We start from the raw sequence: 18,336 nt of genomic DNA, 5'->3' as shown, positions 1-18,336 counted from the left end.
GTGTCGAGCCGAGTGCGCTCGACGCGTGTCCGACGCATTGAGGCAAGATGGTGCCATGAGCATCGTCAAGATCAATGTGCTGCGGGTTCCGGCGGAACAGCGTGAGGTACTGGAGCAGCGCTTCGCCTCCCGCGCGGGGTCGGTGGAGAACTCCGACGGATTCGAGTGGTTCGAGCTGCTGCGCCCGGTCGAGGGCACCGACCAGTACCTCGTCTACACGCGCTGGCGCGGCGAGGCCGACTTCCAGGCATGGCTGGAGGGGCCGATGAAGGCGGCCCACCAGCGCGGCGGAGACGACTCCCCGCAGCAGAAGCCGGCGGCTTCCGGCTCCACCCTGTGGTCCTTCGAGGTGGTCCAGCAAGCCGCCCCCAAGGCCGGCGACGACAACTGACCCACCCGGCGGGGGCGGACGACAGGGCGGGCGACGTCAGCGAGCGCACCGCAGAGCGGACAGATCGACGGCGTCGGCCATCGCCTGCATGCCCTTGTCGTTCGGGTGGAGATGGTCGCCGCCGTCGAAGAACGGCAGGATCCGCTGGTGGTCGTAGGGGTTGCGGGTGATCCTGTCGAAATCCGTCACGGCGTCGAACGCGCCGCTGTTCCTGATCCAGTCGTTGACATCCCGGCGTACGGCCTCGGCCTCGTCGTCGTACTCGTACCAGCCCTTGAACGGCATGACGGTCGCGCCGACGACACACTTCCCGGCGGTGTGCGCCCGGTCGATGATCCGCCGGTAGCCGGCGATCAGATCGTCCGCCGTGACACCGGTGTGGGCCTTGATGTCATTGATGCCCTCGAACAGGAAGACCGTGCTGACCCCGGGGTGGGAGAGCACATCACGCTCCAGCCTGTTCAGCGCGGACTCTCCGGCCCCGTCCGCGAGTACCTTGTTGCCCGAGATGCCCTCGTTCGCGACCCCCTTCACGGTGGTTTCTGACGCGACCTGGAGCCGCCGGGACAGATAGTCGGGCCAGCGGCGGTTCCCGTCCATGGTCGAGGCCCATCCATCGGTGATGGAGTCCCCGAGGGTCACCACCGCGCCGACCCGCGCGGATGTCGTCACACTGACGGCGTCCAGCCAGTACCAAGAGCCCGTCGAATCGGTCCAGTTGGTCGCGCTCTCCTCCGCGGTGTGGTCACCGGCGGCCGCGTAGGAGGTTTGCATGGCCATGCCGTGACCGGTCGTCGGCCCCTGGGCACCCGTCACATACAGGCTGACGACGAGATCGCTCTCGGCGGCGAGCTTCCCGGGCAGCGGATCGCTCAGTACGGTCTCACCCGCCGGTACGGTGACGGACGCCGCCCGTGCGAAGGTCAGCTGCCGGTTGGAGCCGCGGACCAGCTCGGCCCCCTGTTTCCGGAGCCCCGCGTAGGCGCTCGCGAAGGTGACCGGGTGGTCGCCGAACGCGTTGGAGAGCCGGATACGCGGGTCCGTACCGCCGACGCTGGTGCGTACGATCAGCCGGTAGCCGCGGTCGGCGGGGCCGGCGCCCTGTTTATCCGCGCTGGCCCCCCAGGTCACCACGGTGTGCGTGCCCTGCCCGGACGTCTGGGCCCCCTGTACCGCCCGCGCCGTCCCTACAGCGTTCGCCGCCTTCGCCGCGTGGGCCGCCTGTGCCGCCTGTGCCGCCGGGGTGGCGGTCAGCGGCCCGAGGACCGCCATGACCAGCGCGCATACGACACCCACCGTCCGATGCCGGTGGACGGACCGTATCCACCGGCCCCCGAGAGGCCCCGAGTTGTCCCTCATCCGAGGTTCCGCAGGGTGACGGACTCACCGGGCTTGAGGCTGATCTCGCGCGTGATGCCACCGGAGACGAGGGTCGTGCCACGACCGCCCACACTCGTCAGCGTCGCGCGGGTGACCTTGCCGTTCCGCCAGCTGACGTCGGCGACGAAGCCGCCACGGACCCCCACGCCCGACACCGAACCGGAGGCCGCCCACGCCGCGGGCAGCGCGGGCAGCAGCTCGACATGCCCCGGCCGCGAATAGACCAGCATCTCCGTGATCGCGGCGGCGGTGCCGAAGTTCGCGTCGATCTGGAAGATGCCACGCCCCTGCTCGACCTCGTAGATGTCGAAGAGGTTCATCGCGCTGCCGTTGCCGCCGTTGACCGACGGCTTCAGATTGTTGACGACGAGCTGATAAGCCTTCTCGGCGTCCTTCAGCCGCGCCCAGCACAGGCCGCGCCAGGCGTTGGCCCAGCCGAAGCTGTTCATGCCGCGCGCGTCGAGGAGGGCCGTCGCCCCGTCGACGATCTCCTTCGGGGTGGAGCCGTCAGGGCGGATCCTGTCGCCGGGGAAGAGTCCCACGAGCGGGGAGAGATGCCGGTGCGTGGTCTCGCCGAGGTTGTCCGGGGACATCCACTCCTCCAGCCAGCCCGTCTTCGGACTGACACCGGGCAGATACAGCCGCTCCCGCAGCCGGTCGACGGTCCTGCCGTAGCCGGTGTCCCGGCCGAGCGTCTCGGTCGCGGCGCGGTAGTTGTCGAACAGGTTCCACACCAGTTCCTGGGCGTATGTAATGCCCTTGGCGTCGAGCGGGCCGTGCTCGGGCGACCAGTCGCTGTCGGCGATCAGGACCTCGCGCGGGGCGCCGGACGCGTCGGTGACGGTCGTGGCGAGAAGGCGGGCCTCCCAGAACTCCACGGCGCCCTTGAGGAGGGGGTAGATCTTGCCGAGGTACGCGCGGTCCTGGGTGTACTCGTAGTGCTCGAAGAGGTTCTGGCAGAGCCAGGCGTTACCTGCCGGGTGCCACCACCAGCCGCCACCACCGTACGGGTTGGTGGAGATGGCCACCGTCCAGCCGGCGACCCTGCCACTGGAGTTGCGGTATCTGTTGGCCGGGCTGTTGAACAGCCGCTGGGTGACATCCGTCCAGGAGGACAGCTGCGCGAGGCAGTAGTCCGCGAAGGCGTCGAAGCAGTCGGACAGCCCCGCCCGGTCGGCCAGCCAGTAGTTCATCTGGATGTTGATGTCGGTGTGATAGTCGCTCATCCAGTCCGGGTCGTTGCCGTCGAGCCAGGGACCCTGGAGGTTGAGCGGCAGGCTGCCCCGCGATCCGGAGATCATCAGATAGCGGCCGAACTGGAGGTAGGCGGCTTCGAGTTCCGGATCGGGGACACCGTCGCGGTCGCGCGCCCGCACCCGCTCCCAGGTGTCCAGTGCACGCTGCGCGGCGGACGAGGTGCCGAGATCGATGTCGAACTGCCCGAACACGGCCCGGAAGTCGGCGACATGGGTGCGCAGCAGGCTGCTCGCGGAGTGGCCGGCCGCGTCGAGGACCTTGGTCCTGGCCAGGCGCTCCGGTTCCAGCGAAGGGTTACGGAAACCCGCGGCGGCGTCGGGCGCGTAGTTGGTGCCACCGCTCACGACAACGGTGAGGTCCTGGCAGCCGCTGAAGGTGATCGACGTACCGTGCACCCGGACCGTGCCGGTGCCGCTGTGGGCGGTGACGGCCGCGCCGTACTTCAGACCGTTGGCGAAGGAGGCACCGAACGACGCGTACCGCCGGGCACTGTTGGCGCCGGTGGATTCGCCGTGGGTGCCGGCGAGGGTGATGGTGCCGGTGTACGTGCCACCGCCGCGCTGGGAGAAGTACAGGACGATGGCGTCATCGGGGCGGCTGGCGAAGATCTGCCGCCGGTAGCCGACACCGGCGAGATCGTACGAGGTGGTGACCAGACCCTGGGCGAGGTCGAGGGTGCGACGGTAGTTGTGCACGCGCCCCAGGTCATGGTCCGGAAGGCTGACCTTGAGTTCGGCGAGCAGCGTGAAGGAGCCGAAGTCATCACGCCCGTAAGGGAATTGGCCGTCGCTCTGAAGTGTGTCATTGAGCCCGCCGGTCCACAGGGTGGCATCGGTGAGGAGGAGGAGTTCGGCGGCGGGGTCGTTGCTCGCGAGCGCTCCGAGGCGTCCGTTCCCCACCGGCAGCCCCTGTTCGATCATCGAGCCGGCGTCGCCGGGCGCCCCCCACCACAGCTGGTTCCGCGCGGCGTCGGCCGGTGACAGCGAGGGTGACTCGGTGGGGCGGAGCGGCGCCGCCGAGGCGGTGAAGGCGGGCAGGGCACCGAGCGCGGTGGCCGCGCCGGCGGCGGTGAGAGCGAGAAAACCTCTGCGGCTGTGCCTCGGGCTGTGCCTCGGACTGGGGGGCGGGCTGGGGGTCGGGCGGTCGTCGGGGGAGGGCGACGGAGAGGCGGTGTGCGGGATGTCCACGGGGTGTGTACTCCATATCCGGGAAAACGCGCAGGCGGGATCGACGGCCGCGGACCGTCGGTGTGATGTCGCGGGATCAGTCGGTGGTGCCGGGGCCGGGGCCGGTCAGGGACACCGCGGGGGCCGGCACGGGGCCCGGGTCGTTGTCACCGGGCCCCGCGCGGGTAGGTCCTGTCCGACCGGACAGGACCTGGTCGGACCGGTCAGACGGAGTGCGGTACGTCGATCCTGTCGAGGTCGGGCGCGTATCCGCCGCCGCTGTCGAAGGTGATGGTGTTGGTGCCCGCCTTCAGGGCCAGTTGGACGCTGACGGTCTTCGCCGTGCCCCAGTCGCCGGTGGAGGGGAACTTCAGACTGGAGCCGTTGCCCCTGTTGGAGGAGACCGTCACCGAGCGGGCGTCGCCGCTGACATAGCCGACCCGGACGGTGTAGATCCCGTCCTTCCGCACGGTGATGTCGTTGAACCGCAGCGTGCCACCGGTGTAGAGGTTGCCGACCTTCTTCCCACCGGAGCAGGCGTCGCATCCGGCGATGGAGGCGTTGCCCGTCAGTGTGTTCGCCGCTGACTCGGCCTCGTAACCGGTGGTGGGCAGCGTCCCGCCACCGGGCCTGACCGTGAACAGTCGGGAGCCGTGTGCGGGCAGCGCCGCGGTGATCTTGTTCTGGTGGGGCCCGAGGTTCTCCTTGTTCCAGAGATCGCGCACGGCGGCGTTGCCCGTGAACCCGAAGGATGCCCAGTGGGCGGTGACGGAGGCCGGTGAGTCACCGAGGTTGAACAGGGCGACGGTGTAGCTGCCGTCGGAGTTCTTGGTGCCCCAGACCTGCTGGTCGCCCATCGGGGTGACCGGACGCGCCACGGGCGAATCGCTCTGGTCGACGGCGATGACCTCCCGGTTGGTCAGCAGCGAGATGCCGTAACTGTCCAGTCTGGTGAGGTCGTCACCGGTGTAGAGGGGCGACTTGCTGATGGCCCACAGGGTCATATGGCTCTGTCGTTCGGCCTTGGTGAGGCCGTCCATCTCGCCGTTGCCGACATTGATCGCGTCGAGGTCGTTCCAGCCTCCAGGGCCCGCCTTGTCACTCCACGCGGGGGCGTCGTCCCATCGGTCGTTGACCGAGTTCTCCCAGGTGACCAGCGTGTTGCAGTAACACTCGACATCGGTGTCGATGCGCCAGCCGTTGGAGTACCGCTTCCAGTCGGCGGCGTGGCCGATGTCGAGCGACCAGGAGAGCTGGAGGTGGATCGGGCGCCCGGTGGCGGCGATGGCCTTCTGCCAGGCGGCGACATCGGCCACATTGTTGTAGTTGTCACCGGACTTGAACGAGCCGGGACCCACGCCGTCCAGCTTGAGGAAGTCATAACCCCAGTCGGCGAACAACTGGGCCTGCGAGTCGATGTACTTCTGTGCGCACGGATCGGCGAAGTCCAGCTTGTAGGAGCTGTCCCAGCCGTTGGTGGTCCGCAGGTCCGGGTGGACGATATCGGCGGTGGTGCAGCCCGGGGCGTTCCAGATCGGCACCTTGCCCTCGCCGTACGCCTCCTTCTCCAGACCGACGGGCAGGTAGATGCCCGCCTTCAGGCCCTTGGCATGGATATGGTCCGCGACCGGCTTCATACCGCGGGGGAACCGCACCGGGTCGTTCGTCTGCCGCCCGTACTGGTCGAAGCCGGGCTTCCAGTCGTTGTCGCGCCACCAGCCGGCGTCGATGTTGACGCGGTCGTAGCCGTATTTCTTGAGCTTGGCGGCGAGGGCGTCCGTCTGCTTCAGGACATTCGCCTCGGTGAGATAGCTGTAGTCGCCGTCCGGGTTCAGCCCCGGGTACTTGGAGGACTGCATGCTCCAACTGGACCAGCCCATATAGGGCTTGGCGGCGATGTCGGCGACGCCGGCGGCACCGACAGCGTTGACCGCCTCGGCTTCGGCCACGGACGAGGCCGTCGCCGCGTCCCCGGCGAGAGACGTGGCCTCGGCGGGAGACGTGTTCCCGGCGGGAGACGTGGCCTCGGCGGCGGGCACGGCCATGGCGAGACCGGCGGTGACGGCCAGGACCAGCATGGTTCTCATGGTCCGGCGCGGGGAGCCCGTCCGGGCTGCCGGCGGGGCGGGGTACGAGGATGACCGCATGGGGTCGCACCTCCTGTTGTCGGGTCACGGGGATCGCGCGGGTGGAACCGGGTGCCGGTCGGGAGAGCGGGGCCGTGGTACGCCGGGCCGAGGCTCAGCCCTTGCCCGGGCCGAGGCTCAGCCCTTGCCCGAGCCGATGGTGAGCCCGCTGATGAACTGGCGCTGGAGCGCGAAGTAGACCAGCAGGGTGGGGATCGCGGTCAGCAGGGCGCCGGCCGCGATGAGGTTCGGATTGGTGAAGTACTGGCCTTCCAGATTGGCCAGGGCCGAGGTGATCGGACGCTTGTCACCGGTCTCGATCAGCGCGAGGGACCAGAAGAAGTCGTTGTAGATCCAGATGGATTCCAGCGTCGCGAGCGCCGCGAACGCGGGCCGGCACAGCGGCAGCACGATCTGGAAGAACTGGCGCCACACCGGAGCGCCGTCGACCAGGGCGGCCTCGAAGATCTCTTTCGGGATCGTCTTCATGTAGTTGCTGAGGACGAAGGTGCAAAAGCCGCACTGGTAGGCGATATGAATGAAGATGATGCCCCAGAGCGAGTTGTAGACGAGGAGCGAGTCGCTCATCCACGAGGGCAGCGGTACCAGCAGATACAGCCGGTACAGCGGTGTGATCAGCACCTGTGCGGGGATCAGGTTCCCCGCGGTGAAGAGGATCAGCAGCGCGATGTTCCAGCGGAAGTCGAACCGCGAGACGAAGAAGGCCACCGCCGCGGCGAACAGCAGGGTGCCGAGGACGGCCGGAATGGTGATGAGCACCGAGTTCCAGAAGAAGCGCGGCATCCCCGACTGGTTCCAGGCGTCCGCGAAGTTCCCCAGACCGATATCGCGCGGCCAGGACAGATAGCCGTGCTTCGTGGTGTCGGAGTAGGGCCGCAGCGAGGTGTAGACGGCCCACAGCAGCGGAACGAGCCACAGCAGCGCGATGCCGCTGAGCATGAGATGCCGTCCGGTTTCCCGCTTCGGCCCCCGGGGAGCCTCGGTGGTCCGTGGCAGCGGGGGGTGCGACCGGGGGGCCGGCGGCATGACGGTCGCGGTCACTGGTCCTCCTTGCGGAAGGTCTGGAAGAGGAAGGCGCCGATCGCCGCGAGGGAGACGAGGAGCAGGATGACCGCGAGGGCGGACCCGTATCCGATATGGCTGGACTCACCGATGATGTTGTCGGTGATGAGGAGGGACAGCAGTTCCATGCCGGGCTTGCTGCCGGTGCCGCCGCCGAGTACGTAGACGATGTCGAAGGCGCGCAGGGACTCCATGACGGTGACGACCACCACGATGATGTTGACCGGCTTCATGGCCGGCAGCACCACCCGCAGGAAGGTCTGGCGTCCATTGGCGCCGTCGAGCGCGGCGGCCTCCTTCAGGGCCGGGTCGAAGCCCTTGAGACCCGCCAGATAGAGAATCATGATGTAGCCGGTGTGCCGCCAGCCGGAAGCGACCAGTACGGCCCAGAGATTGAGGTCGGGATTGCCCAGCCAGTCGATGTGGTGACCGGACGACACGGCGCCGATCACCCCGTTCAGGAGCCCGTTGTCCGGGTTGTAGATGATCTCCCACATGAAGCCGACGACCGCCAGGGACAGCACCATCGGCATGAAGATGGCCGTCTGGTAGATCCGGGTGAAGCGGATCTTGCGGTCCAGCTGGTAGGCGAGGAAGACCCCGAACGGGGCGGGCAGCAGCACCGTGAACAGCAGCCAGATCACGTTGTGCTGGACGGCCGGCCAGAACGGCGGGTAGTTGGTGAAGATCTGGTGGTAGTTGTCCAGTCCGACCCAGTGGATGTCGGACAGGCTCAGACCGTCCCAGCTGGTGAAGGACAGACCGATGGAGGCCAGCGCCGGCAGCCACACGAAGACCAGCAGGGCGATCAGCGGGATGCCGACGACCACCGACAGGAAGAGGCGGTCACCAGGACCGAGCCGGCGAGGACGGGACTGCGCGCGCGACGGGGACCCGGGCGCGGTACGCACGGAGGACATGGTGGAACCTCTCCGGTGGGATCAGGCCGTGAAGAAGCGGGAGCGCTGCGACTCGATCTTCTTCAGCACGGCCGAACCGTCGTCGGGGTGGTTCAGCCACTCGGTGAAGCCCGGTTCGACCACCGTGGAAATGAAACCCGGGTCGCTGTCGCGGTCCCCGAACTGGGTGATGTGCTTGGCGCCGGCGATGAGTTCGGCGGACTTCTTCTGGAGCGCGTTGTACGAGCCGGTGGTGGCGGCGGAGTTGACGGCGACATTGCTCGGGTCGACGCCCATGTAGAGGTTCTCGGCCTTGGCACCGCCGAGGAATTCGAGGAACTGGCGTGCGGCGTCCGGGTTCTTCGGCTTGCGGCTCAGCATGAAGCCGTCGGTGGGCGCCTCGACCGCGTCCTGGCCGTATGCCGGGTCGATCTCCGGGAACGGGAAGAAGTCGATGTCGGAGCGCAGGGACTCGTCGGTGACCTGCTGCCCCAGGAAGAGACCGATGATCGCCATGCCGGACTTCTTGTCGAGCAGCGACTGTGCGGCGTCCTGCCAGGAGCGCCCGCCCGCGCCCTTCTGGTAGTACGGGGTGAGCTCGCGCCACAGGTCGATGGTCCTGGCGGTGCGCTTGTCGGTCCAGGAGACCTGACCGCGCATCAGGGACATATGGAAGTCGTAGCCGTTGGCGCGCAGGTTGAGATAGTCGAAGGCACCGAGGATGCTCCAGATGTCACCGCCGCCGTACCCGGACGCGATGGGGGAGAGCCCGTCCTTCTTCATCCGTTTGGCCAGGGCGGTGAACTGGCTCCAGGTCACGGGGATCTCGTAGCCGTACTGCTGGAAGACACTCTTGCGGTAGAAGACGGCCCACGGGTAGTTGTACAGCGGGACGAAGTAGTACTTCCCGTCCTCACCCTTGGAGAGCTGCTTGGCGGCGTCGCTGTAGCCGGCGCCTATCGTCTCCCACACCTCGTCGATGGGGCTGGCGAGGCCCTTCTTGGCGAAGTACTGCATGCGGTAGCCGGCGAACCAGGTGAAGACATCGTCCGGGGTGCCCTGGAGATAGGTGGAGATGCTCTTCTGGAACGTGTCGTGGTCGACCGTGTTCGTCTTGACCGTGAGCTTGCTGTCCTTCTCGAAGGCGTCGGTCACCGCGGCGTACGCCTTCTTCGGTGTGGCGTCCGCGCCGTTCGAGCCGAAGGTCACCGTCTTCGGGTCGGACGCGGCCCCCGCGCCGCAGGCGGTGAGGGCGGGCATGGCCAGGGCCCCGGCCCCGGCACCGAACAGCCCCTGGACCACCCTTCTGCGGTCTGGACCCGCGGGGGACCGGTGGGTGCGGCTCTGCAGCGTCATCGCTACTCCTATTGCGTGTCGGATCCGATGAAGGACTGGATCGCGGTGGCCGCGGCCCCGCGCGCCCACTCCTCGAAGGGCAGGGGACGTGTCATCACGTCGCACTGCGCGGCGGTGCCGAAGGCGGACGCGGCGAACGCGTCGCGGATGCCCTCGGCGAACAAGTCGTACGCGGCCAGGCCCTCGCCGGAGATGATCACTCGCTCCGGACCGAGGACATTGACCACGGATCCGATGGCCCTGCCGATGGCCTCGCCCGCCCGCGCGTAGACCTCCCGGACCCCGGGGTCCCCGCCGTGGGCCATCTCCAGCGCCTCGGCCGCGGTGGTCACGGGCTTGCCCGTGGCCTCCCGGACCCCGCGCAGGATCGCCGGGTCCGCCGCGATGGCCTCGACGCATCCGTGGTTGCCGCAGTGGCACGGCGGACCGAGCGGGTCGATGGACAGATGCCCGATCTCGCCGGCCACGCCATGCGCGCCCGACACCACCCGGCCATGCACCACCAGGCCACAGCCGATGCCGGCGCCCACGGTCACCAGGGCGAAGTCGGAGAGCCCGACCCCGGCCCCGAACCACTGCTCGGCGACCGTCAGCGCCCGTACGTCGTTGTCGACCGTGACCGGCAGACCGGTCGCGGTTCCGACGATCTCGGCGAGCGGGATGTCCCGCCACTCCAGGAACGGCGAGTAGCGCACCACACCGTCCGTACGGTCCACATCACCCGAGACGGCGATGCCCAGCCCCCGCACCCGCACACCGAAGCCATCGGCCTCCAGGAGCAGTTCGCGCACCAGCGCGGTGAGGGCGGGGAGCACCGCCGCGGGCTCACGGTCCGTGAGCCGGACATGCCGGGCGACCCGGATATGGCAGCACAGGTCGGCCAGGACGGCGATGATCTCGTCGCCCGTCACCTTGATCCCGATGAACAGCGCCCGGCCCGCGTCGACCCGTACCAGGTTGGCCGGACGTCCGAGAGCGGGCGGCGCGCCTTCGTCCACCCCTTCGACCAGATACCCGACCTCCATCAGCGGGCGCACCGCCTTGGTGACCGCGGCCGGGGACAGCCGGGCCCGCCGTCCGATCTCGGCCCGGGTGAGCGGGCCGTGGGACAGCACGGTCGTGAAGACGAGGGAAGCGGCCGGCGTCGTCGCCGGGACCGCCTCATGAGGAGTGGTGGAGCGCATGGCCGGAAAGCTAGGTTGATTCTTTTCTGCTGTCAATGAAAGAAACAGACTTCATGTGAAGGGTCTTCTGGGGGTACCACCAACCTGTAAAAGCCAGATTCACCCCAGGTGTTGACAGCTGATCGAAGGAGAGGTTGGCTGCTCACCTCTCCTGTGGCGCTAATCGAACGCGAGGATCAATGTCTCTGATCTCCTTCGCCCCGGCCTCCGGGGTCTGGCTGCTCTCCACCGCGCGCACGTCGTACGCGCTGCGGATCGATGACACGGGAGCGCCCTGCCACCTCGCGTGGGGACCGCGGCTGACCCTCGCGGCGGCCGGGGAGCTCGTACCTCCTCCGGCCGTGGAGATCAGCAGTTTCGAGGGCCGTCCGGCGGCGGGCGAGGAACTGCCCGTCGACGGAGGGGCCCGGTACGGGGCGCCCTCCCTGCGGGTACGGTTCGCCGACGGCACCCGCGCCTTCGAGTGGCGGGCCGTCGGCCATCGCACCAGCGCACCGGCGCCCGGAACAGCCGAGCTGGCCCTGGAGTTCCGCGACCGCCACTACCCGCTCTCGGTCACCCTGCACTACCGCGTCCACGAGGACACCGATGTCATCGAACGGTGGACCGTGCTGCGCAACACCGGACGGGAGCCGGTCTCGCTGCGCCGCGCGGACTCCGCGGCCTGGACCCTGCCGCCGCGCGACGACTACCGGATCAGCCATGTCACCGGACAGTGGTCGGCGGAGGGCGTGCTCCACCGGGAGCCGGTACCGCACGGCGAGACCGTGTTCACCAGTCGGCGGGGCATCACCAGCCATCACGCGAACCCCTGGCTGATGCTGGACGCCGGCGACGCCACCGAGGACCGGGGCGAGGTGTGGAGCGCGGCCCTGGCGTGGAGCGGAAGCTGGCAGGTCACCGTGCAGCGCACCCCCGACGGACGTACCGCCTTCACCGGCGGAGCCGGACACGACGGCTCGGCACTCCCACTCCGTCCCGGCGAGGAGTACGTGACCCCGCGCTACGCGGCCGTGTACACCGACGGCGGCTTCGGCGCCGCCAGCCGCGCCTGGCACGCGTACATCCTGGCCCATGTGCTGCCGCACCCCGAGGAGTTGCGCCCCGTACTGTTCAACTCCTGGGAGGCCACCGGCTTCGAGGTCGACGAGGCCGGACAGAAGGCGCTGGCGGCGCGGGCCGCCGAGCTCGGTGTGGAGCTCTACGTCGTCGACGACGGCTGGTACGGCGGGCGCCGCGACGACACGGCCGGACTGGGCGACTGGGCGCCCGCGGCCAAGGGCTTCCCCGACGGGCTCACGCCGCTGATCGAGGAGGTCCACCGGCTCGGCATGCGTTTCGGCCTCTGGGTGGAGCCCGAGATGGTCAACCCGGACAGCGACCTGTACCGCGCACACCCGGACTGGGTACTGCACTTCCCGCACCGCACCCGCACCGAGCTGCGCAACCAGCTCGTGCTCAACTTCGCCAGGGACGATGTCGCCGAGTGGGCGTACGGCTGGCTGACGCGGCTGGTCGCGGAGAACGGGATCGACTTCCTCAAGTGGGACATGAACCGCGCCTTCAGCGAGGCCGGCTGGCCCGGCCGCGAGGACGGCGAGGATGTGGTGTGGACGCGGTACACACGCAATCTGTACGCGGTGATCGACCGGCTGCGCGCGGACCACCCGGGACTGCGGATCGAGTCATGCAGTGGCGGCGGTGGCCGGGTGGACCTGGCCATCCTCTCGCGTACGGACCAGGCGTGGCCGTCCGACAACACCGACGCGGCGGACCGGGTCTCGATCCAGCACGGATTCGGTCAGATCTACCCGGCACGGACCATGGCGGCCTGGGTGACGGATGTGCCCAACCAGCTCACCGGCCGCTCGGTGCCGCTGCGTTACCGGTTCCATGTCGCGATGGCGGGGGTGCTGGCGGTGGGCGGCGATCTCGGGCGCTGGACCGCGGCGGAGCGTGCCGAGGGCGCCGAGTGGGTGGCGGAGTACAAGAAGGTCCGCCATATCGTGCAGCACGGCACCCTGCGCCGGCTGCGCGGTCCGGTCGACGACGCGCCGTCCGCCGTGCAGTACACCACCGCGGACCGGCGGGAGGCGTTCGTGCTGGTCTGGCAGCGGGCCCCGCGCCACGGCACACCGCGCCCCGCCCTCAGACTCGCCGGTCTCGACCCCACCGCGCGCTACCGGGACACCCGTACCGGCGTCGTGCGTCACGCTTCGGTACTGACCGGGTACGGGATCACGCCCGACCTGCCGGCCGGGGACTGGTCCAGCACGTCCCTGCACCTGATCAGGATGGACGAAGAGGCGTAGCGGAGAGAGCGGCGACGGGGGCCGCCCGGCCCGCGGCCGGACGGCCCCCGGGATCTTCATCGGGCCGGGGGATCCTGTCCCCGGGGTCAGCAGTAGAGATTGCCGCCCGGTGCGGTGCCGAGGATCGAGACGAAGCGCTGGTAGGCGTCGACCCGGCTCTGGACCTGGGCGGGGTTGCGCCCGTCACACTCCAGGGAACCGTTGATGCTGCGGATCGTCTCGCCGAAACCGCGCTGGTTGACCATCGCGTTGTGCGGGGTCATGGTGCCGGGGCCGGACTGGGTGTTCCAGTACCACAGGGCGGTCTTCCAGGCCACGGCCGAGTCGTTCTGGACGAGCCAGGGGTTGTTGAGCAGGTCGATGCCGAGCGCGTCCCCGGCCGCCTTGTAGTTGAAGTTCCAGCTGAGCTGGATCGGACCGCGGCCGTAGTACGCGGCCTGCCCCGCCGGGCAGCCGTAGGGCTGGCCCCAGTCGCAGTAGTGCGGGTAGTTGGCGGTGTTCTGCTCCACGACGTGGACCAGGCCGCCGGTCTCATGATTGACGTTGGCGAGGAAGGCCGCCGCCTCCTGGCGCTGGACGGTGTCACTGCCCGTCTTGGCGAAGGCGGGGTAGGCGCCGAGAGCGGCGGTCAGACCGCTGTACGTGTAGAAGGGGTTCCGGCCCGGGAACATCTGGTTGAACTGGGCCTCGGAGACCACGAATCCGCCCGGACCCGGGTTGCCGCCGCCGGTGGCCGGGGCCGACCACTTCTGGTTTCCGGCACCGGTGCAGGTCCAGATCTGCAACCGGGTACCGTTGGCCGAGTTGTTGCCCGTGACATCGACACACTTGTCGGCGGCCACACTCACGATGTCCCGCGCGGCGGTCACGACCCACCGTTGATTGGCGCCGCCGCTACAGTCCCACAGCTGGAGCACGGCTCCGTTGGCGGTCGAGTTGTCGGTGACGTCCAGACACTTGCCGAGAGCCCGGATGGTGCCGTCCGAGTTGACGCTCCACTGCTGGGCGCCGGTGCCGTTGCAGTCGTACAACTGCACGGCGGTGCCATTGGCGCTCGAAGCGCCCGCCACGTCGACGCACTTGCCCGCCAGTCCGCTGATCTGGCCGGTGGCCGCCGCGGCGGGAGACGCGGGGAGCACGCTCAGCAGGCCCACGATGAGGGAGCCGATGGCGGCGTATGCCGCCCTGCGGGTCATGGAGCCGCGCCGCCGGGCGACCACGCGTCTCCAGTGAATTCTCATGCCCATGTCATACCTTTCGCGAGGCGCGCACAAGTCGGGGATCTGGCAAGGGAGTTCACTACTTGATTCAAGGTGTGAGCGAAGCACGCGTCAAGTGTTTGGTATGGACCAATCACGCCGTCGTCGCGGCCCGTGTCGCTCTACGCGTCCGGCTTCGACACCTGACGGAGTTCGCCCTCCAACAGCCCCATCGTGAACATGTCGTACCACTGGCCATCGCGTCGGAAGGTCTGGCGCAGCCTGCCCTCGTCGACGAAGCCGACCTTCTGGTAGACGCGGTGCGCGGCGTGGTTCTCGGTGACGACGGTCAGTGAGATCTTGTGCAGCCGCATCTTCTCGAACCCGTAGCGGCAGACCGTCCGCATCGCGTCGGTGGCGTACCCGCGTCCCCAGTACTCCTTCTCACCGAGATAGATGTCGAGCTTGGCGCATCCCGTCTCCGGCTCGGCCTCGCGCAGTTGGACGATGCCGATGAGGTGCCTGTCGGTGACCGCCTCGATCCCGAAGACCACCTCGCCGTAGGCATTGCGCGGTCGCTCCTCCAGCCACCGCCTGACCCGGCCGAGCGGCTGGGCGTAATCGTCGTTCATCCAGCGCATGACGTCGGGATCGTGGTTCCACCGCCACAGTGCCTCGGCGTCCGACGGATCCATCGCTCGCAGCTTGACGAGGTCTCCGAGCACCATGTCTGCCAGCCCTTCGCTGTTTCATGATCAGCTTTCTGTGAACCCGTCAGTGGTAGCACGGGCCGAACTCGGGCTCAACCTGATGAGCGCCCGTGTACGGCGGATCCACCGCGGTGCCGATCACGCGCGTACGGACCTACTCTGTACGGATCTCCTGCGTACAGCATTTCACCCCGCCGCCGGCCTTCCGGAATTCCGAGAGATCCACCGGGACCGGACGGTAACCGCGCTCCGACACGGCCTCGATGAGACCGGTCGCGTCCTCGGCGATGACCACATGATGCCCGTCCGACAGGGAATTGAGTCCGAAACACTTGGCGTCCTGCGCGGTCGCGACCACCGCGTCCGGGAAGAGGGTTTTCAGTACCCGCTGACTTCCCGGTGAGAACGCGCCCGGATAATAGGCGACATTGTCGTCGTCGAGCGCGAACATCGCCGTGTCCAGATGGTAGAAGAGCGGGTCGACGAGGCGCAGGCTGACCGTGGGCACACCGAAGAACTCCTGGGCCTCCTGGTGCGCCTGCGGCAGCGTACGGAATCCCGTCCCCGCGAGGAGGAGCCCACCCACCGGTATGAAGTCACCCTCTCCCTCACAGATATGGACCGGTGTGCCCACCTCGAAGCCGGCGCTTTCGAACCATGCCCGGTAGTGACCGGATTCCGGTCGCCGCTCCGGCGCGTGAAAGTGCGCCCCGAACACCTTCCCATCCAGCACCAGAGCGGAGTTGGCGGCGAACACCATGTCCGGAAGACCGGCGACGGGTGTCATCAGCTCCACGTCATGTCCCAGATCCCGGTATACGGAGACGAGGGTTTCCCATTGCCGCAGCGCCAGCGCGGAATCGACTGGCACCTCCGATGTCATCCAGGGGTTGATGGCATAGCGGACATCGAAATACTCCGGCGGGCACACCAGATAACGGCGCTTCCTCGCTGTCCGTCGTGGCACCATGAACGGCCCTTTCGTAGAACCGGGGGGAGGGGCACCAGAATAAGGAGGCCCGGGAGCCGCGATCAAGAGAGGAATGTTGCGTGGGACCGCAACTCTGTTGCGTGTGAAGGCGGGAGAGCGGCGACTCGTTAATCCGCACCACGCAGCTGTGCGTCTCCTTCACGGACGACTCCGCGCGGATCCGTTCGAGGACATCCGGCGGACCCGGGGCCGACAGGTCAGGACTTCCTTCCGATGCCACATTCGCGCCCAACGGTCCGATTCGTGCGACGAAGGGCGGCCATCGTTCAGCTCCCTGCCATCGTGCGGACACGGCCGATCAGCACAGTGCAGCGGACACGGACATCCAGTTCATGGAGTACGCATGAGTACGGCAGACAGCAAGAAGAACCTGGACAGACGGGCACTCCTACAGGCCGCGCTGGTCGTACCGGCGGCGGGCGCCGCGGCGACGGCGCTCGACACCGTACCGGCGCGGGCCGCGACAGCGACGGCGGCGGCCACGGCAGGGGGCGGCGGAGGCCGCTTCGACGCCGAGAGCCCCCGGTTCGCGCTGGCCGTCCTTCCGGACACCCAGTACCTCTTCGACGCCGACAGCTCCGACCCGGCGCCGCTGCGCGAGACGTTCCGGTATCTCGTCTCGGAGCGGGGCGAATCGAACATCGCGTTCATGACGCACCTCGGCGATGTCACGGAGCACGGCACCGAGGAGGAGATCGAACTCGCCGCCGACACCTTCCGTACCCTGCACGGCAAGGTGCCCTACAGCGTCCTCGCGGGCAATCACGACATCAACGGGTCGATGGACGACCAGCGTGGCGACAGCGCGTATCTCAAGGCCTTCGGACCGAAGCGCTACTCCTCCATGCCGACCTTCGGCGGTGCCTCGCCCGACGGTTACAACAGCTACCACGTGGTGCGCGCGGCGGGCCGCGAGTGGCTGGTCCTCGCCCTGGACTGGCGGGTGTCGGACGCGGGACTGCGCTGGGCGCAGGGCGTGCTCGACAAGCACGCCACGCTGCCGACCGTGCTCACCACCCATGACCTCGCGTGGTCGGACGACGACGGCGCGGCCCAGCTCTCCGACAACGGCAAGCGGCTGTGGGACGGCATCGTCCGCGGCAACGACCAGATCTTCCTGGCCCTGGGCGGTCACTACTGGCCGCCGGGCCGCACCGTACTGACCAACGACGCCGGTCATGACGTACACGTCCAGATCACCAACTACCAGGACCGCTACTACGGCGGTGCCGGGATGATCCGGCTGTACGGCTTCGATCTGGCCCGCGGGGTCATCGATGTCGAGACGTTCTCACCGTGGTTCCTCTCCCGCGATCCGCAGAAGCGGACACCGCTGGAGGCCGAGACCATCGAACTGACCGGCCCGGTCGACCGGTTCAGCCTGGACATCGACTTCACCGAACGCTTCGCCGGCTTCGCCCCGGTCGTACCGCCCGCCCCGCGGCCCGCTTCCGCCGTGATGCCGCGCGGAACGGTCGCGTACTGGCGGTTCGACTCCTCCGGACTGCCGGACGGCGGCCGGGCGGGCAAGCCCGTGACGGACGGCAGGGTCGCCCGTGACCTGACCGGCAACGGCAACGACCTGACGGTGCGTCGGCTGCACACGAGCGGGGACGACGCGCTGACCTGGTCCGCCGAGCACCACCTCGGCCAGCCGGCCCACGCGAGCCTGCGCTTCGACGGAGGGAAGGCGCCGGACCGCGGCGCGGTCCTCACCACCGCGGCGTCCGCCCCGCTCAACAGCGCCACGTTCACCTCGGGTTACACCATCGAGACCTTCATCAAGCTGCCGGAGCCCTTCGAAGGCGATCACGCCTGGATGGGGATCCTCAGCTGGGAGGGGCGCAACGGCGACGCGGGCAAGACGACCGGCTGGTCGCCCGACGAGCCCACCTGTAGCCTCAATCTCTCCCCGGAGCGATTCCTCCAGTTCGTCGTCTATCCGCAGCGCCAGGACGCGGACCCCACCTCCTGGAGCCACGCCGTTCCGGTGGGCCGCTGGATGCATATCGCCCTCGTCAACGACGGCCGCCGTACGGTGATGTACGTCGACGGCTCGAAGATCGCGCGCAACCCGGCCCAGAAGTCGACCGGTATCGCCACGCTGGGCAAGCCCTTCGTGCTGGGCGCCACCCAGTTCGACGAGCGGTTCGGCCAGGGCTTCTACGGCTGGATCGGTGACACCCGGATCGTGAGCCGGGCACTCGCGCCGAAGGACTTCCTCACACCGTTCGCGTAGGGCGGTGGGCCGGGTGGCGGCGGCGGGCTCACGTCCGTCGCCA

The 18,336-nt window shown here is 68.5% G+C and carries 13 protein-coding genes; 3 read left to right on the top strand and 10 right to left on the bottom strand.

What is annotated here, in order from left to right; genetic code table 11:
* Nucleotides 1–55 precede the first annotated feature (55 nt).
* A complete protein-coding gene (locus tag ABTZ59_RS12890; protein ID WP_351395172.1) occupies nucleotides 56–391 on the top strand; it encodes an antibiotic biosynthesis monooxygenase family protein in 336 nt (111 codons plus the stop codon).
* A gap of 36 nt (nucleotides 392–427) precedes the next feature.
* On the opposite strand, the gene ABTZ59_RS12885 is transcribed toward ABTZ59_RS12890, so the two are convergent.
* The 7 genes from ABTZ59_RS12885 to ABTZ59_RS12855 all read right to left on the bottom strand — a co-directional run bounded on the left by ABTZ59_RS12885 (nucleotide 428) and on the right by ABTZ59_RS12855 (nucleotide 10,842).
* Entirely contained in the window at nucleotides 428–1,663 is a 1,236-nt protein-coding gene (locus ABTZ59_RS12885) for an SGNH/GDSL hydrolase family protein (protein ID WP_503002742.1), read from the bottom strand.
* Between the two features lie 83 nt (nucleotides 1,664–1,746).
* Complete coding sequence (locus ABTZ59_RS12880) at nucleotides 1,747–4,215, bottom strand: glycosyl hydrolase family 95 catalytic domain-containing protein (RefSeq protein WP_351395166.1); 2,469 nt, start codon at nucleotides 4,213–4,215, stop codon at nucleotides 1,747–1,749.
* 203 nt (nucleotides 4,216–4,418) lie between these two features.
* Entirely contained in the window at nucleotides 4,419–6,341 is a 1,923-nt protein-coding gene (locus ABTZ59_RS12875; protein ID WP_351395163.1) for an alpha-galactosidase D, read from the bottom strand.
* A gap of 117 nt (nucleotides 6,342–6,458) precedes the next feature.
* On the bottom strand, nucleotides 6,459–7,367 hold the full coding sequence (locus ABTZ59_RS12870) for a carbohydrate ABC transporter permease (protein ID WP_503002740.1): 909 nt from the start codon (nucleotides 7,365–7,367) through the stop codon (nucleotides 6,459–6,461).
* Nucleotides 7,368–7,378: 11 nt separating this feature from the next.
* Nucleotides 7,379–8,323: a carbohydrate ABC transporter permease gene (locus ABTZ59_RS12865; protein ID WP_351395161.1), complete on the bottom strand. Its 945-nt coding sequence runs from the start codon at nucleotides 8,321–8,323 to the stop codon at nucleotides 7,379–7,381.
* Between the two features lie 21 nt (nucleotides 8,324–8,344).
* Nucleotides 8,345–9,658: an ABC transporter substrate-binding protein gene (locus ABTZ59_RS12860; RefSeq protein WP_351395158.1), complete on the bottom strand. Its 1,314-nt coding sequence runs from the start codon at nucleotides 9,656–9,658 to the stop codon at nucleotides 8,345–8,347.
* An 8-nt stretch (nucleotides 9,659–9,666) separates the two neighbouring features.
* Nucleotides 9,667–10,842 carry an ROK family protein gene (locus tag ABTZ59_RS12855; RefSeq protein ID WP_351395155.1) on the bottom strand — a complete coding sequence of 392 codons (1,176 nt, stop codon included), beginning with the start codon at nucleotides 10,840–10,842 and terminating at the stop codon, nucleotides 9,667–9,669.
* Between the two features lie 179 nt (nucleotides 10,843–11,021).
* Here ABTZ59_RS12855 and ABTZ59_RS12850 point away from each other — a divergent pair, with 179 nt between their 5' ends.
* Nucleotides 11,022–13,154 carry an alpha-galactosidase gene (locus tag ABTZ59_RS12850; protein ID WP_351395152.1) on the top strand — a complete coding sequence of 711 codons (2,133 nt, stop codon included), beginning with the start codon at nucleotides 11,022–11,024 and terminating at the stop codon, nucleotides 13,152–13,154.
* Between the two features lie 86 nt (nucleotides 13,155–13,240).
* On the opposite strand, the gene ABTZ59_RS12845 is transcribed toward ABTZ59_RS12850, so the two are convergent.
* From ABTZ59_RS12845 to ddaH, 3 genes are all read right to left on the bottom strand, one after another.
* The gene (locus ABTZ59_RS12845) at nucleotides 13,241–14,350 is read right to left on the bottom strand and encodes a glycoside hydrolase family 19 protein (RefSeq protein ID WP_351395503.1); all 1,110 of its coding nucleotides are present in this window, start codon (nucleotides 14,348–14,350) and stop codon (nucleotides 13,241–13,243) included.
* A gap of 185 nt (nucleotides 14,351–14,535) precedes the next feature.
* On the bottom strand, nucleotides 14,536–15,081 hold the full coding sequence (locus ABTZ59_RS12840; protein WP_351395150.1) for a GNAT family N-acetyltransferase: 546 nt from the start codon (nucleotides 15,079–15,081) through the stop codon (nucleotides 14,536–14,538).
* 136 nt (nucleotides 15,082–15,217) lie between these two features.
* Nucleotides 15,218–16,033: a dimethylargininase gene (gene ddaH / locus ABTZ59_RS12835; protein WP_351395147.1), complete on the bottom strand. Its 816-nt coding sequence runs from the start codon at nucleotides 16,031–16,033 to the stop codon at nucleotides 15,218–15,220.
* A 364-nt stretch (nucleotides 16,034–16,397) separates the two neighbouring features.
* On the opposite strand from ddaH, the gene ABTZ59_RS12830 reads away from it, so the two are divergent.
* Nucleotides 16,398–18,293: a LamG-like jellyroll fold domain-containing protein gene (locus ABTZ59_RS12830; RefSeq protein ID WP_351395144.1), complete on the top strand. Its 1,896-nt coding sequence runs from the start codon at nucleotides 16,398–16,400 to the stop codon at nucleotides 18,291–18,293.
* Nucleotides 18,294–18,336: the final 43 nt, after the last annotated feature.

Origin of the sequence: Streptomyces sp. NPDC094034, assembly GCF_040303865.1 — a bacterium.
In the GTDB taxonomy this organism is placed as follows: domain Bacteria; phylum Actinomycetota; class Actinomycetes; order Streptomycetales; family Streptomycetaceae; genus Streptomyces.
The sequence above is the reverse complement of the archived record's forward strand: the minus strand, read 5'-3'. Positions and strand labels throughout refer to the sequence as shown.